Source organism: Nostoc paludosum FACHB-159 (assembly GCF_014698835.1).
Lineage (GTDB): Bacteria > Cyanobacteriota > Cyanobacteriia > Cyanobacteriales > Nostocaceae > Nostoc > Nostoc paludosum.
In genome coordinates, this window is the sequence record NZ_JACJTU010000020.1 from 55598 (window position 1) to 70923 (window position 15326).

Sequence of the window (15326 nt, forward strand, 5' to 3'; positions counted from 1 at the left end):
TCCTAACATTATTTATTTTGTAGCAGTCAGTATACTCTTTTCGCTATTCAATTCTTTAATTCAACCCACGACCGACACGTTAATTTCTTTGAATACAAAAGCAGAGGATTGAGGAACTGCAATGGGATTATACGCCCACAATGTTTTAGCGATTTATGGCAAAATATTGGGCATCTTGAGGAGATTGTATTGAACTAGCAGTCTCCTTAACAGCTTCTCGCAACCGCTCCACATCGCGCATCGGTGGTGCGCCAAACAGCCGCTTGTACTCCCGATTGAAGTGGGAGGCATCGTCATAACCCACATGGTAAGCAGCACTGGTAGCGTCAAGGTTTTCCCCCAGCATCAGACGGCGAGCCTCCTGGAGCCGCAGTTGCTTCTGGAACTGCAAGGGACTCATTGCAGTGACAGACTTGAAGTGATGGTGGAAGCCGGAGACACTCATTCCCAGCTCTCGCGCGATGCTTTCCATCTTGATCGGCTCCTTAAAATCTTTACGAAGTCGCTCGACGGCAAGAGCTATGTGGTGGGTGTAGCCACCCAGAACGGCAATATGACGAAGCCGCGCGCCTTGCTCTCCAATCAGGAGTCGGTAAATGATTTCCCGTGCGACCAGCGGCATCAGAACTCGCGCTTCGGCGGGCGTGTCCAACAGCCGAACGAGCCGGACAACGGCATCGAGCAGCGGCGCATCTAGTGGACTCACGTCGATCGCTTTGACATTGGCACGACTTTGGGATGCGGAATAGCCCGCCTCGACCATGACTGAACCGACCAGAGTGGAATCGAGATCGAGGCGGAGGTTCAGGCAAGGTTGAGCTTTGGAGGCTTCTAGAATTTGGCTCATAATCGGCAGTTCGACCGTCGCCAACAGATAATGTGCAGGGTCGTACTGATAGCGATCGTTACCCAAAAGCACTTCTTTACTGCCCTGGGCGATTACACAAAAGGCTGGGATAGAGACAGCATGACAGGCTGACCTAGGTGAGGAGAATCGGTGAAGATGTAAGCCCTTGAGCGGCTCGATCGCCCCATCATGAGGAATCGCCTGTGAGATGCGTTCAGCCAATTCGTCTCGGTTGGCTTGCACTCTGGAAGCCTCGCGTATTGCCTGCTGGTCGTTCATGAAATCGCGATCGGACTTTTCACTCGTTTTGGCAGCATTCATTTCTAAGTTTGCAGAATTGTACAACGATCTTAGACGATCGTCCTATTACTTGTTCTTCAGGATTCTTAGAATGAAGCATGAAAGAAGCATCATCAAATCTACGGGCAACACTTCACAAATTTGCACTGTTAGAAAAGTCCTACATTCAAAACAAAGGTTTTAAGGAGAAAAATAGTGACGACGAACGAGAATGAAAACTACACAGGAAAAGTTGCGTTTGTGACTGGAGCAGCGAACGGCATTGGTCGAGCTACGGCGCTGGCATTTGCCCGTGAGGGTGCTAATGTAGTGGTCGCCGACGTTTCAGAACAGGCCAATCAAGAAACGGCACAGATGATTGAAGACCTCGGCGGACGAGCGCTTGCCGTCAAGTGCGATGTGACGCAAGCCGAGGACGTAAAGGCGGCTCTTTCCAAGACCATCGAGACCTTCGGGCGGCTGGACTTTGCCTTCAACAACGCCGGTGTGGAGCAGAAAAATACAGCAACAGCGGAAATCGATGAGGAAGAGTGGGATCGGATCGTAGACATCGACCTGCGCGGCGTTTTTCTGTGCATGAAGCATGAAATTCCGCTGCTACTCAAGCAAGGGGGCGGCGCGATCGTGAACACATCATCGGGTGCCGGGGTCATAGGCATCAAGGGTGGAGCCGCATACACCGCCGCAAAACACGGCGTAATCGGACTCACCAAGTCGGCGGCTCTCGACTATGCCTCCCACAACATCCGCGTCAACGCCGTTGCCCCCGGTTACATTGACACACCGATGATGGATCGCTTCACTGGCGGCACTGCTGAAGGACGCAAGCAGGTAATCTCGGAGGAGCCAATCGGACGGATGGGCCAGCCCGAAGAGATTGCCAATGCCGTTGTCTGGCTGTGTTCGGACGCGGCTGCCTTCATCGTCGGACACGCCTTGGTTGTCGATGGCGGTCAAACGGTGCAGTGAGTGGAGATCCCGCGCTTCCCTGAAAAAGGAACTTTACATTGTTCCAGGGGCCGGGCACGTCGACCTTTATAACCGGGTGAACCTCATCCCCTGGGACAAACTTCAGTCCTTCTTCACTCAGCATCTCAGCAAGTAAGCGAGGAACTGGCAAAAGCCACAGGTAGAAGAAAATAAGGCAAGCATTAGTTTTTTACAAGGAGATTGTTTGATGAAAGCAACTGTTTACTATGCCCCTGGTGATGTTCGGGTTGAGAATGTTCCCGATCCCACAATTCAACAGCCCACAGATGCCATTGTTCGGATTACTCACGCCTGCGTTTGCGGATCTGACCTCTGGTTCTATCGGGGTGAAGAAGAGTGGCAACCAGGCTGGCGAACAGGACACGAATGGATGGGAATTGTAGAAGAAGTTGGCTCTGATGTTCGCACGTTGAAGAAGGGCGATCGCGTCCTCGCTCCCTTTGCCTTTTCCGATGGCAGCTGTGAATTCTGCCATAAAGGAATTCAAACCTCTTGCGTACATGGTGGTTTTTGGGAGGGAAGCACAAACGATGGTGGACAAGCCCAAGCCATCCGTTCGCCCTTGGCGGATGGCACATTAGTCGTCATTCCGAAAGCCGTTGAGAATGATGATGACCTCCTCACCGCCATTCTGCCGCTTACCGATGTGATGTCTACCGGACATCATGCTGCCATCTCAGCGGGTGTCCGCACAGGTAGCACAGTTGCAGTCATTGGCGATGGGGCTGTGGGTCTGTGTGGCGTGCTTGCCGCCAAACGACTGGGTGCTGAACGCATTATCATCTTGGGACGGCACGAATCGCGGCTAGAGATTGCACGACGGGTTGGTGCCACGGATGTTGTCAGCAGTCGAGGTGAGGAAGCGATCGCCGCTGTGCAAGAGATGACCCAGGGTGGCGCAGAGTCGGTACTTGAATGTGTGGGCAGTGAGTCTGCAATGGCAACAGCCATCGGCATTGCGCGTCCCGGTGGAGCGATCGGGTATGTTGGCGTGCCGCACGGTAGCGGCCATAGTTTCAATCTGGGTCGTTTATTTATGAATAACATCACATTGCGAGGCGGTGCAGCACCCGCCCGTACTTACATTCCAGAACTGCTAACCGATACTGTGGCAGGTAAACTCGATGCCTCTGCTGTTCTCGATTTAACCGTCGATCTCGACAGTGTTCCCAGAGGGTATGCCGCAATGGATAGTCGGGAAGCAATCAAAGTCATGGTACGCCCTTAAAGAACCTGACTCACCAGATCCGGAGGGGTTAGGAAGCAATAATGAGATCTTCTTGTCGCAAAAAGATACACGCCTCAGAGGAATTTATAGAATCCAGAATAGCAGCCCTAAATTATGGGCAAAAAAATAGGGCGTGCAATGCTCGCCCTACTGATTTATCTGCTAGAAACTTATTTACAACAGATTTCAAGTTGCTGAAGTACACAAGATTAGCCTTAGTAGTTTTCAAATCTGTTTTACTTCTAAATTCTGTTGTATTTATTCAGGCTTTGGTTGCTGACCTTTGGAACAGCGGTCAAACCACTCCTGGTATTTTTTTTGATGCGATTCATCTGCAACAGAAATTGCTACTCGCACCTTATTGCATCCGTGATTTTTCTCTAGGGCGATCGCATTCAATAATAAACTAGCAATTTTAGGTGAAGTAAATTCCCCGTTGACTGTTAAGCCACCGTCAAAGTGTGTAAGTTCGAGTGTTTCTACTTCATTCAACTCCAGCCCAGAAATTTCACCTCCGCTTAAATCAATTTCTGCAAGTTGCTTGTGTTCTGGACTGACTTGTTCGACGATTAATTTCTCACGGCGTACAGGAACTTGTACCATCCGGGTTTCGATTTCTTTGCGAACAACTACTTCACCTACTTTATGCTTGTTGCTTTCAACAACTAGCCGTTCTTCTAGTAAACGAATAATCTTTTCTTCACTAACGTCTTCTAATTCTGCTGGCTCAACAGAGTTATTTGTAGTTTGATTATAAGCTAGTTCTTTAGTTGAGTTTTGTGATAGTTCGGATTTGCGTAGGCTCAGCCCGTCGTAGACATCGCCTGGTGTTTCTGCTTCTAAATATTCCGGCATATACTCTATTTCTGATTTATCTAAGTCTATGAAAACAGATTTATTCGGATTGTCGATTTTTTTGACTCTCTGGCTCTGCACCCAGAATAAAGAAGCATGTTTATCGGTTAAATGCTGATTAGATACGAGAATTTGTTCATTCACTCGGTTAGATATAACTAAGTTTAACCGATGATTACTATCTACAATCAAATCCTGAACCTTTCCTACTAGCTCACCTTGACTATCAAACACAACAAAATTTTTCACCTTGTGTTTTAAATTTGCTAGTAAGGTGTTAGTGTGACTATTTGAGCTTACCTGTCCAATGCTTCTTACCATCGGTTAGCTATTAGTAAAAGGGACTGAGTACTGGGGGGTGGGTATTGGGGACTGGGTATTAGGAAACAGTCCCTATTTCCCAGTCCCTATTTTCCCTTAGCGTTCTTCAATGGGAAGGTTAGGAGCATTTACGTCTAATTCTTCACGGCGTACAGTTTCTTGAGCTTGAACTGTTTCTTGATCTACGACTTTTCTAACTCTAACTTCTTCCCGCAAAACTGCTTCTTTGCGAATTTCAGGAGTTTCTTCATGGAGTTCAACACGAGCAAATTCGCCTTCACGGAAGTCTGCTTCACGTGCAGAAACAGCTCTACCTGCATCGGTTGGAGTTACACGTTCAATCACAATTCGCTCTTTTTCAATTGGTACTGAGACTCGTGCAGTGTCGGTTTCAACGTGTTTACCAATTGTTACTTCTCCAGTTTTACGGCGTTGTTTGCCGGCGATTAGTCGTTCTTCATACAATCTCAAAGTTTGGTGATCTTGTTCGTTTAAATTGTATAAAGAAGGCTCATGTTCGTATTTGTAACTATCGCGGTTGTAAGTAGGAGTAGAATAGGTCGTATCTAATGGCGCTGGTGCTGCTGTTCCTTGTAGAGATGTTGATGATTCGAGAGGTGTTGACGCTTCTACTGGAGTGGTGTATTGTCCGGGCTGGCGATATACTCCACGTACCCGTTCTTCGTAATCGTAGTCAAGGGCCAGGCGTTCGTTGAACTCAGGTAGATCTTCTGCTTGCTCTCTAGTCAAGCCAATGGTGTAAACGCGATCGCTATTATAGTCAATACGAGCGCGACCAATTGGTAGTAATACTTTTTTACCAAAAATCCAGAAACCTAAGTCAACAACTAGATAACGGATATGGCCATCTTCGTCAACTAAAACATCGTTGATAGTACCAATTTTTTCATCAGTTCCTTGTGTATAGACACCAAGTCCCTTAATATCATGACCATCAAAACTATCGCGATAGTTAGGTTCAAAATCTTCTAACTTGTAAAGAACCATTCTATTTAGCCTCAAAAAATTTATTTACATTTACTTGTTACTAAGGTAGACATTTATTTACTCTTTCGCCTCCTTCTGTCGAAAGAAATTATTTAATAAACAATTATCCAAAGTTGTAGGATTTCCTAAATAGTTTTTAATTAAATTTATAAAAATTTAAATTCAAATGCAGGCAAAGTTAATTTTTATCTTTGCCTGCTATAATTTATAAATTTACAGCAAAATTCCAGACTAAAACAGATTTTATCTCTAACTATCAGAGCTACTTTGCCTAATTCACCAACATAAATAGTTAACAGTTAGTAGATGTATTTTTAACTGATACAGCAATTTGCAGGTAAATGAGATATACATCTAAAAATGATAAATTTTGCCGTTATCTATCTCATTTAAATCAAATGTGCTGTAACTGTTAACTATTAAACAGTTTCATGTCTTATCTCATCGGTTTCCTGCACGTGTAACTCGCCGGCAGTATCAACATTTAACTCTTCTCGACGAATCGTGTCTTGTGCTTCCACAGTGTCGCGTTCTATTACTTTCTTAACTCGAACTTCTTCCCGCACAAAGGCTTCTTTACGTATTTCGGGCGTTTCTTCGTAAACTTCTATCCGTGCTACTTCCCCTTCTTGAAATTTAAGTTCGTTCGTATCAACGGTTCCTGCTTCAGTGGGTACAACTCGTTCAATCAGAACTCGTTCTTTTTGAATAGGTACTGTGACACGTGCGGTTTCAGTTTCAATATGCTTACCTACAGCTACTTCCCCAGTTTTGACCCGATGTTTGTTAGCAATTAATCGTTCTTCATAGAGCCTAAAAGTTTGATTATATTGCTCGTTCAACTCGTATAAAGCTGGTTCTTTTTGGTAATTGTATGTCTCATTATAAGCTACGGTACTGGTTGAAGGACGAAATACACTACGTACTTTTTCTTCGTAATCGCTATCAATATTTTCGATTTCTTGATGATCGGGTAACCTTTCTATTTGCTCTCTGCTCAATCCATCAACATGGACTGTTCGTGCCGGATAATTGATACGGGCAAGACCAACTGGTAGTAAGATTTTTTTATTAACAGAATCTAGGTTGGTGTCAACAATTAAATAGCGAAAACGACCATCATCGTCAACTAAAACATCAACAACTAAGCCAACTCTCTGTCCCCCTTCGGTATAAACATCAAGTGCTTTTACATCATCTCCGCCAAAAGTTTCTCGATAATTTGGATCGAAATGTTCAAGTTTGTGAAGAGGCATATGCTGTTTCCAAGTTTTCTGTAATCTTTATTAACTAGTATAAAAAATACTAGAGTCAATCTCCTCCTGCTGGCGACTGAATTAAATGAAGACATTTCAGGGTCTATAGCTCATACTTTATGATGGTAAGATTCAATTTGAAGACTATCGATCATCAATAGAGATAGAACTAAAGTTATAATCAAAGCGTTAGAGACCAGACTTATTGAAGAAGTCGGCTATCTTTTTCATAGAAAATTGTTGATGATTGATATGTAGTAGGGAACAGGTTGAGGCAATAGGCAACAGGGAAATTCCCTTGGTGGGGGTTTAACGATTAGTTTATGTCTTAACCTAGCTGATAACTGCTATATAATTTCTTAGCTGATTTAATTGTAAGATTATTTACATTAAAAATTACTTTGTTCAGCCCAAGGTAGGATTATTGTCAGTTTTATCTTTTAAAACTACTGAGAGTTTTTATTAAATATTGTGCCAATGTAAACGCATTTACACCCAACTCGGTGCGTTCTTGGGCTGCTAAAATACCTGCTTGGGAGTGCCACCAAGCGGCAGTCGCAGCGATATCTTCTACTGGGATATGTTTAGTCACTGCTTGCGCTAACAATCCACCCAATAGCCCAGTTAACACATCACCGCTACCTCCACGTGCTAAGGCGGGTGTACTTTCTGGGACAATCCAAACTTCACTTTGGGGGTTGGCGATCGCAGTTCTCGCACCTTTTAACAATACTACCGCCCCGCTTTGTGCTGCTGCTTGTTGTACTGCTTTCACTCTGTCATGTTTGGCATCGGCAATGTGGGGAAACAACCGCTGGAATTCACCTGCGTGGGGTGTAAGAATGGTTGGCGCTTGGCGTTTTTGTAGAGTGGGGATAGTTGCAATTTGGGCAAGTATATTTAAACCATCGGCATCAAGAACCAGAGGAACATCGCTTTCTATGACTTCTTGGACAATGGGACTAGCATCTGTTGTTAAACCAGGGCCACAAGCGATCGCACTAAAAGAACTCAGATTAGTTTTTGCAGGTAGTTGCAATTGACCAATCGCACCGGTTTCCGTTTCTGGACAACCGACAATCAGTGCTTCTGGCAAATGCGACACCAAAAGAGATTTTAAAGATTCTGGTACAGCAACCGAAAGCATTCCCACACCACTAAAGAGCGCACCCAAAGCAGTTAGAATTGCTCCACCTGCATAGCGCCGCGAACCACAAATCAGCAGTAAATGTCCTTCCTTATATTTGTGGGTAATTGCTGGACGGGGTAAAGGTAAAGTCGAAAGTGCCGTTGCTGGTGTAATGCGTTTAATTTTGGGTGTGTTTCCCAGAACAGCTTCGACATCAGCCAAAGGAATATCAAAATCAATTAACTCAGCTTTACCGACAAATTCCAGCGCCTGGTCTTGGAAAAAAGCCAACTTCCATAAACCCAAGCAAAAGGTTTGAGTGGCGCGAATCGCGGTTCCTAATACTTCGCCTGTGTCGGTGTGCAATCCCGAAGGTAAATCAATACTCAAAATTGGTACAGACAATTCATTTAAGCGATCGATTGCAGAAGCGATGGGATCGGTGAGATTTTTTTCTAAACCAAATCCAAACAACCCATCAATCAACAAATCAGAACTCGGCAATTGCTCAATTTCTTGATAAATTGGTATACCTAAACTTCGAGCATACTGCAAGTGCTGTGAAGTTAATTCTTTGAGCTTAGAAAAAGGCGAATAAATCCAAATTTCATAACCACAAAAATGTAATTCGCGGGCTACTACCAAAGCATCTCCGCCATTGTGACCGGGGCCAACGAGAATGCCGATACGAGAATTTGAGGAGAAGAAAGAAGAAGACGCGGAGACTGGGAGACGATCTGACGCGGGGAAAGGAATCTCCGTGTCCCCGTGTCCCCGCGTCCCCGTGTCCTTTTCTTGTATTTGTCTTGGATTTGGATAAATATTTTGAATGCGACGGGCAATTAAGCCTGCTACCTTTTCCATCAAAGCTACTACAGGCATTCCTGCTGCAAATATCCGCGCTTCAATATCGCGCATTTGCTCAGCAGTTACTACTACTTGTGAAATTTGTTCTTGCCTATCTGACATCAGTGCTGAGTGAAAAGTTAGGAGTTAGGAATTTGGAGTTTAGAGTTAGGAGTTAGGAGTTAGGAGTTAGGAGTTGTGAGTTTAGAGTCAGGAGTTAGGAGTTAGGAGTTAGGAGTTTAAAGTTTGGAGTTTAAAGTTTGGAGTTATGAGTTTTATATTACTGCTAATTGCTAGCTTTAACCCTGGCAAGGTGGGTAGAATTTCTGCACTAGAACTTCTCTTGACACCTAACTCACAACTCCTAACTCCCCTGCCAATGCCAGTGCTGAACCATCTGTGGCTCCTAGAACTTCTCTTGACACCTAACTCACAACTCCTAACTCCTAACTCCTAACTCCTAACTCTAAACTCCTAACTCCTAACTTGTTCACTTGCCGTAATAAACCCTAGCATTCTTGTATCCGATGTTTCGGAGATACTTGTTCCATTCTTCTGCTTGTACTCGGTCAGCGAAAGGCCCTACTGCTACGTGTGGGCCTCGTGGTTGAGTTCTTTCGAGGACTCCACCAGATCGTCCTAAATTTTGGCTGAATTGGGCTAAAGTCTGTCTAATTTGAGCAGCGATCGCAGGTAATTCTTGTGAAGTGGTGGGAATGGCGACAAAATATCTAGAGACTTGTTTTGGGACATTTGCAGAACGGCGATCGCTACCTCTATTACCTCCATCAAAGTAGCCGGTTTCCTGTCCGTTAGCAAAGCTGATAATTCGTGCGCTATAAATGCCTCGTGACTGTAGCTCATTTACCCGTTGTTGGGCGTTAGATACTCTGCTAAAAACTCCTGATTGAATGACGTTACGTCCTTGATATTGTCGAACGTAAGCACTAGGTTCAAGCCGACGTATTTGTTGTAGGGTCTGGAAATCGCTAGCATCCACAAAAACTAAGTAGCGTTCAAAGTTTTGGTTATATTGACTAAACTGTGCTGGTTGAGAAGGCTGAAAGTTTTGTTCGGGTTGATAATTTTCTAGTGGTTGTGACGGCTGAAAGTTTTGCTCTGGTTGATAAATTTGTGCTGGTTGTGCCGGTGGTAACTGCGGTGATTCTTGACCAAAGGGAACTGGCGGTAAAGGTTCAAATTCTTGAGCCAGTAGCAGGTTGCTATGGGAGATTTGTGCTTGTGCTGGAGTAGAGTTTGCAAGCACCGCTAAACATCCTCCCATTAACAAGGAGAAGATTTGAAATCGCATAAACTGACTTGGTATTGCACTAGACATATTAGTTAGAAAGAAATCTAAATATTTATTTTTTGGCAATTTCCGTCAGGAACTAATTAGTTTGCTGTTGTAGCAACTATGGTAATGTGCTTTGATTTTTGAACTTATTTGCTCCTGACGGCTAGTATAAACGCGATAAATCGCGCCTGTACAGTTAGGAAATCAGCCTTTTCAAGCTGAGGGCAAGTTTTTTCACGCAATATATAGGAGTTCTATGTATAGCGTTAGTGATAACTTACCTCATTTAGGTTCTAAACAATACATCTGTTACTAATTTTAGATGAGTATTTCAAAAATAAGGGTAATAAATAGTACAGGCTTACTGATGATTGAAAAAGTTAAAAATTGTTACAGGGAGTGTCAGAAGTAATAAATTCCGTAGATTTACTATAAAGGTTTCCTACAAAAAAATGTCTAATTGGCACTTGAATTTGAAGAGGTTATTTCAGGCTCTATTCAGACCTGTTAGCAGTTTGTTAAGAAAGCTACAGGGATGGGAAAATCCCCACAAACAGTTAGCCAAGACTTGCGAAAAATTACAAAAGCAACTAGAGAATTCCCATACGACAGACAAAGCTTGGCAGACTTATACGCAAGCTTTATTTCTAGCTACGAAATGCGATCGCCACGAACTCACTCAAGTAATTTTCAAATTCGATCCGCTTTTTGGCGAACAAGCTCCTAGTCCTAGTTTGGCGGTTGGACAAGCACTCTCATTTCTGCTAGAAGCAAAACCTCAAACCGCTCCAAATCTGGATGCAGCATGGCGACTATCGCAAAGATTGTCCGAACATACATCCATGCGGGAAGTACAGCAACAAATATGTCTGCAAGCGGCAAGGATTGGTGAGAGCAATCTGCTGTTAGCTAAGTTACTCAAGCGGCGCAATCAAGGAAATTTACAAAGACCAGAACTCTGGGAAATTGTCAAGATATTTTTAGAAAATCATACTTTTCAACTAGCTGATGCCTGGAAGTCTTTTTTTGGACAGTTGCAGCCAGATGAACTACCGGCAATACATCAAGTTTACGCCGTTGTCGATCGCTACATTGAAGCCGCTGATCTAGCCGAAGCAGCTAAAGACTACCGCAGTGCGATGCGTTACCTTATGCCCTTAGCGGGACGGGAAAACGCGTTGCGCTTGTTGACGTTGGCCAATCGCTTAGGTGATGAAAGTGCGATCGCTCAGGCTCATGAGAAAGTAGCAGAGAGTTTCTGGCAGGAAAGTAATCATGCCGCAGCCCTCACACATTTTCAACAAGCAGGAAATCAGGAGCGTGTCAGCGATTGTCACCAGAGACTTGGCGAACTAGGGCTGGCCATTCGTAACCGTCGTACCATTACCCCTGAGTGGATGCAGGAAATTCGGGATGCATTAGAGAATACAGTTAGGTTGCACATCGAGGGTAAGGAATTTTTAGCAGCGGTTGGCTTACTAAAGTCTGTAGCCGAAGCATGGCAGGAAAAATCCCAAGTAGCTGAAGCCGAACGGACACAACGTCTTTTATCAGAGGCAGTCAAAACAGCTCGCTTTGCCTTGAGTGCTGAATTGTCAGGCTGTGAGGGACAATCGGCAATAGACTTGTTTAAGCGTTGGAGTCTTGTAGAAGGGGCGGCGGGAAATTATCTCGAAGCTGGACTGCAAGCTGAGAAAGCCCAGGATTATTTTGCCGCTTCTGTGCTGTTTGAAAAAGCAGGTGCGTTTGGGCAAGCTTTAGTCGCCTTATCTGCCTCTGGTGAAGCAGTTGATACTAGAAAAAAAGCCCAGTTGCTAGAAGAAGGCGGCGACTTCTTTATGGCTGCATTGCTCTATGAACGGTTGGGAGAAACTGAGCAGGCGATCGCACTTTACGCACAAGCCGGGGAGTTCTTGCGGGCGGCAGAGTTACGCCAACACCAACTAGGTGACGAGCAAACAGTGTTCGATCGCCAATTCCAAGAGTTGCTACAAAAAGCTGGACGAGTGGAGCAACTAGCTGATTTGTGTGCAGCCAAAGCAAACGCCACAGGACAATCTCCCAGCCAAAAAGCACAATTGTGGCGGCGGATCAAAGATTTGGCAGAGCAAGGTTTACTGGGGCAAAAATGGCTAGACTTGGTAGCGATTGAGCTTCCTGGCATAGAAGTCCTAGATCGTCGCCGCTTTGAGGAGCAGGCAACAAGATGGGTAACAGATGCAACTAGAGAAGTTTTAGCAGAGTATATTGATGCCATCGGTTTGGATTTAGGCACTAGTAACAGCGTGGTGTGTCTTTACAACAAACGAGAAGCAAAGCCGGAAGTTGTGGAGCGACAAAGACGACGGCAGATCCCCTCAGTATTTGCCATCGACCAGTCAGGACGGGAATTAGTTGGAGTACCCGTTGCCGAGTTGTTGGGCAAGTCTGTCCGCGCCATCATCACCAAAGCGAAACGGGAGATGGGAACAGACCGAAAATTTCGCGCAGGTGGTCAAGAATATCGAGCCGAAGAAATTTCCGCCCGGATTATCAACTGTGGGCGTGAGTTTGCTAGGGAGTACCTGCAAACAAAGATTGCAGCCAAAGTCTCGACCATCGCCGCCAAGAAAATGGCATCGACTCCTCCAACCGATTGGGTGAATGAGTTTCTAGCGCAGCATCCGCCCGTCATTCCCTTGAACAACATTGTCATTACTGTACCTGCCTACTTTAATGAAGCTCAGAAACAGGCAACTAAAACTGCTGGATTTATGGCAGATATTCGCGTACTGCGATTGATCCACGAGCCGACGGCGGCTTGTCTTGCCCAGCGTATCCATGAATATAAAACTGAAACCATCTTAGTCGCTGACTTAGGGGCAGGAACTTTCGACCTTTCCATCATTCAAGCTGGTGAGGGTGTGTTTGAAGTACAGCAAATTGAGGGTGATAATGCCCTTGGTAGTGCTGATTTAGACGAAATCATTTACACTCACTTTAGTGAATTTGTCAAGACCCAAACAGGACAAGAAATTCCGCGCAATAGTCAAGCCGCAACCCGCTTGCGTCAGGCTTGTGAAGAACTCAAGATTGAACTGTCTACACAAAGCGAATGGACAATCAATTTGCCTTATTTGATTGGCGATGACACAATCCAATTAGCCCTGACACGAGCAGAACTAGAACGATTGGCATCCTCTTGGCTAGAAGGAATTCGTTTCACCTGCCAGAAAATTCAAGAAAAACCCAGTCGTGTCCTGCTGATTGGCGGGGGTGGACTCATGCCGGCAGTTCGCCGATGTATTGGCGAGGCATTTCATCTAGAACCTCATTCTGCTTACGATCCCTTGACAATTGTTGCTCGTGGTGCAGCATTGCAGGCGGCAATTCTCATGGATGCTGTCCAGAATACCCTTTTGCTCGATGTTGTACCGTTCAGTTTAGGGATTAAATGCCGAGTTGCACCTGGTGAATTTAAGTTTGATCGTGTGATTCGCAAACACACCACAATTCCCACAGCCAAAACCCAGCGATACACTACCACTGAAGATAACCAAACTCAAGTCAGAATCGAGGTTTTTCAGGGGGAATCATCCGTTTCTGAAGAGAATTTCAAGATTGGCGAATTTATCCTCCAAGGAATTCCCATCGCCCAAGCAGGTGTACCGCAGATTGATGTCCAATTTGACATTGATGCTAATTGTTTGCTCACGGTGACGGCTCGTGATGTCGGGACGGGTAACGAGCAAAGTATTACAATTGCCGATTCCCATTTGCTCACCCCCGCACAAATGACTTCGCTGCAAACTCGATTCCGCGACTCACAACTCTACCAGGGATCGCTAACTAGTCTAGAAAAACTCAGGGCACAGTTGCAAACAACTCTGCATGAGGTAGAGACAGCAGACATTGTTGCTTTGTCATTACGTTTTCAAGACCGCATCCAGACTTACGAGGGACATCGGGAACGTTATTCGCCAACATCTACAGATAATAATACACTGCTTGATATTTATCGCGATCGCATTCAACTAGAGAACAAAACCAGACTCGCACTTGATCGATGGGACACACTAAGCCGCAGTATTCGCCTGTGGTTAGATCTTTATGGATCTTTAGATTGGCGGGCTACGGAAATTGCCACGCAAGTACAGCAGTTGTTGGAGGATGGCGATGGGCTACTGCAACGCGCTCAAAATGCCAAAATGGATATCATCGACATTGCAGCCAATTATCAAAGATGGTTGAGTGTGCTGGAAAACTTGCCCATTAACCCTGAAGGCGATCCTCAAGAGCTAGCACAGCATTTTTTACGTCTGCAACGTTACTCAGAAGCTTTGACTCAATTTGAGCGATTAGCTGCACCTCTGTCTTCCCAGCAAGTAGAACTCGGTTTAGAAATTCTGGCTCGCGATCGACAACACGAAGCTTACACAGCCTTGTTGCACGAACATCAAGTTATGCTGGGAGTTCACCAACCAGATTTTACCAGCCTCAATCATACTGTCCGCATTTATACCTCCTCAGTCGTTTGGATACAGGTTAATTTCGGTAATTGGGCTGCCAGTGGCAGTGGTTTTTTCATTAGTTCCCATTACATCGCTACCAATCGCCACGTACTCATCGACGAGACAACAGGAAACTGCGTTGCACCCCAAGCTGTGCAGGTGACAACCACAGAGGGTACTTTGCAAGTCATATCGATTCATTTGCCTAGTTGGGGTGCAGACGATGTTGCAATTTTGCAGGTGCAGCCAGCATCTAACTCGCTGACACCGTTGCGGTTAGGCTATTCGGAACTGGTTGAAGTCGGAGAGCGGATTATGACCATTGGCTTTCCGTCTCCTGAAACTGGAGGATTTGCTGAGAATCTCTACTGCAATACAGGGTTAATCAATCGTGTTCGTTCCAGCCCACTTTGCTCCCAGCGAGTGTTAGAGGTGAGCATTCCTCTGCAAGGCGGGATTAGTGGCGCACCTATCTTAAATCAATTGGGCGAAGTGATTGGCCTATTAACCTTCTGGTTAGAGCGCAGACAGGAGTTGGCTAGCGGACAAATTCGTAGCGAGCAATCATTTTATGCCATTCCGGTAGAACTGTTACGGCGCTTGCAAGGCGAAATTAATAACTAAAGGGCATGGGGCATTGGGCATTAGGAAGGGGGAAAGGGAAAGGGGTAAGGGGGAAAGGTTAAATTTATCCCTTTACCCTTTAACCTTTTCCCTTTACCCTTTACCCCTACCTCCCCATCTCCCTCATCTCCCAAT

At 45.2% G+C, this 15326-nt stretch carries 10 protein-coding genes; 4 read left to right on the top strand and 6 right to left on the bottom strand.

Going from position 1 to position 15326, the window contains the following annotated elements; genetic code table 11:
* Positions 1-145: 145 nt before the first annotated feature.
* Positions 146-1168, bottom strand: coding sequence for an AraC family transcriptional regulator (locus H6H03_RS20530; RefSeq protein ID WP_190956936.1), 1023 nt, complete (start codon positions 1166-1168; stop codon positions 146-148).
* A 174-nt stretch (positions 1169-1342) separates the two neighbouring features.
* Here H6H03_RS20530 and H6H03_RS20535 point away from each other — a divergent pair, with 174 nt between their 5' ends.
* On the top strand, positions 1343-2116 hold the full coding sequence (locus tag H6H03_RS20535) for an SDR family oxidoreductase (RefSeq protein ID WP_190956937.1): 774 nt from the start codon (positions 1343-1345) through the stop codon (positions 2114-2116).
* A 208-nt stretch (positions 2117-2324) separates the two neighbouring features.
* Positions 2325-3365 carry a zinc-dependent alcohol dehydrogenase family protein gene (locus H6H03_RS20540; protein ID WP_190956938.1) on the top strand — a complete coding sequence of 347 codons (1041 nt, stop codon included), beginning with the start codon at positions 2325-2327 and terminating at the stop codon, positions 3363-3365.
* A 258-nt stretch (positions 3366-3623) separates the two neighbouring features.
* Here the strand turns inward: H6H03_RS20540 and H6H03_RS20545 are convergent, their stop codons facing one another.
* The 4 genes from H6H03_RS20545 to H6H03_RS20560 all read right to left on the bottom strand — a co-directional run bounded on the left by H6H03_RS20545 (position 3624) and on the right by H6H03_RS20560 (position 8903).
* A complete protein-coding gene (locus tag H6H03_RS20545; RefSeq protein WP_190956939.1) occupies positions 3624-4541 on the bottom strand; it encodes a YsnF/AvaK domain-containing protein in 918 nt (305 codons plus the stop codon).
* A 96-nt stretch (positions 4542-4637) separates the two neighbouring features.
* Positions 4638-5549, bottom strand: coding sequence for a DUF2382 domain-containing protein (locus H6H03_RS20550; RefSeq protein ID WP_190956940.1), 912 nt, complete (start codon positions 5547-5549; stop codon positions 4638-4640).
* Positions 5550-5968: 419 nt separating this feature from the next.
* Positions 5969-6805, bottom strand: coding sequence for a YsnF/AvaK domain-containing protein (locus H6H03_RS20555; protein ID WP_190956941.1), 837 nt, complete (start codon positions 6803-6805; stop codon positions 5969-5971).
* A gap of 433 nt (positions 6806-7238) precedes the next feature.
* Positions 7239-8903 (bottom strand): NAD(P)H-hydrate dehydratase, encoded by a 1665-nt coding sequence (locus H6H03_RS20560; RefSeq protein WP_190956942.1) that lies wholly within the window; start codon positions 8901-8903, stop codon positions 7239-7241.
* Between the two features lie 145 nt (positions 8904-9048).
* Between H6H03_RS20560 and H6H03_RS20565 the strand changes: the two genes are divergently transcribed.
* The gene (locus H6H03_RS20565; protein ID WP_190956943.1) at positions 9049-9237 is read left to right on the top strand and encodes a hypothetical protein; all 189 of its coding nucleotides are present in this window, start codon (positions 9049-9051) and stop codon (positions 9235-9237) included.
* A gap of 33 nt (positions 9238-9270) precedes the next feature.
* On the opposite strand, the gene H6H03_RS20570 is transcribed toward H6H03_RS20565, so the two are convergent.
* A complete protein-coding gene (locus H6H03_RS20570; protein WP_242065744.1) occupies positions 9271-10092 on the bottom strand; it encodes a hypothetical protein in 822 nt (273 codons plus the stop codon).
* A gap of 437 nt (positions 10093-10529) precedes the next feature.
* On the opposite strand from H6H03_RS20570, the gene H6H03_RS20575 reads away from it, so the two are divergent.
* A complete protein-coding gene (locus H6H03_RS20575; protein WP_190956945.1) occupies positions 10530-15191 on the top strand; it encodes an Hsp70 family protein in 4662 nt (1553 codons plus the stop codon).
* Positions 15192-15326 lie beyond the last annotated feature (135 nt).

Excerpts from the sequence above, each read along its gene's own strand:
- H6H03_RS20530 (WP_190956936.1), bottom strand. The coding sequence starts at position 1,168 with ATGAATGCTGCCAAAACGAGTGAAAAGTCCGATCGCGATTTCATGAAC.
- H6H03_RS20540 (WP_190956938.1), top strand. The coding sequence starts at position 2,325 with ATGAAAGCAACTGTTTACTATGCCCCTGGTGATGTTCGGGTTGAGAAT.
- H6H03_RS20545 (WP_190956939.1), bottom strand. The coding sequence starts at position 4,541 with ATGGTAAGAAGCATTGGACAGGTAAGCTCAAATAGTCACACTAACACC.
- H6H03_RS20550 (WP_190956940.1), bottom strand. The coding sequence starts at position 5,549 with ATGGTTCTTTACAAGTTAGAAGATTTTGAACCTAACTATCGCGATAGT.
- H6H03_RS20555 (WP_190956941.1), bottom strand. The coding sequence starts at position 6,805 with ATGCCTCTTCACAAACTTGAACATTTCGATCCAAATTATCGAGAAACT.
- H6H03_RS20560 (WP_190956942.1), bottom strand. The coding sequence starts at position 8,903 with ATGTCAGATAGGCAAGAACAAATTTCACAAGTAGTAGTAACTGCTGAG.
- H6H03_RS20565 (WP_190956943.1), top strand. The coding sequence starts at position 9,049 with ATGAGTTTTATATTACTGCTAATTGCTAGCTTTAACCCTGGCAAGGTG.
- H6H03_RS20570 (WP_242065744.1), bottom strand. The coding sequence starts at position 10,092 with ATGCGATTTCAAATCTTCTCCTTGTTAATGGGAGGATGTTTAGCGGTG.
- H6H03_RS20575 (WP_190956945.1), top strand. The coding sequence starts at position 10,530 with ATGTCTAATTGGCACTTGAATTTGAAGAGGTTATTTCAGGCTCTATTC.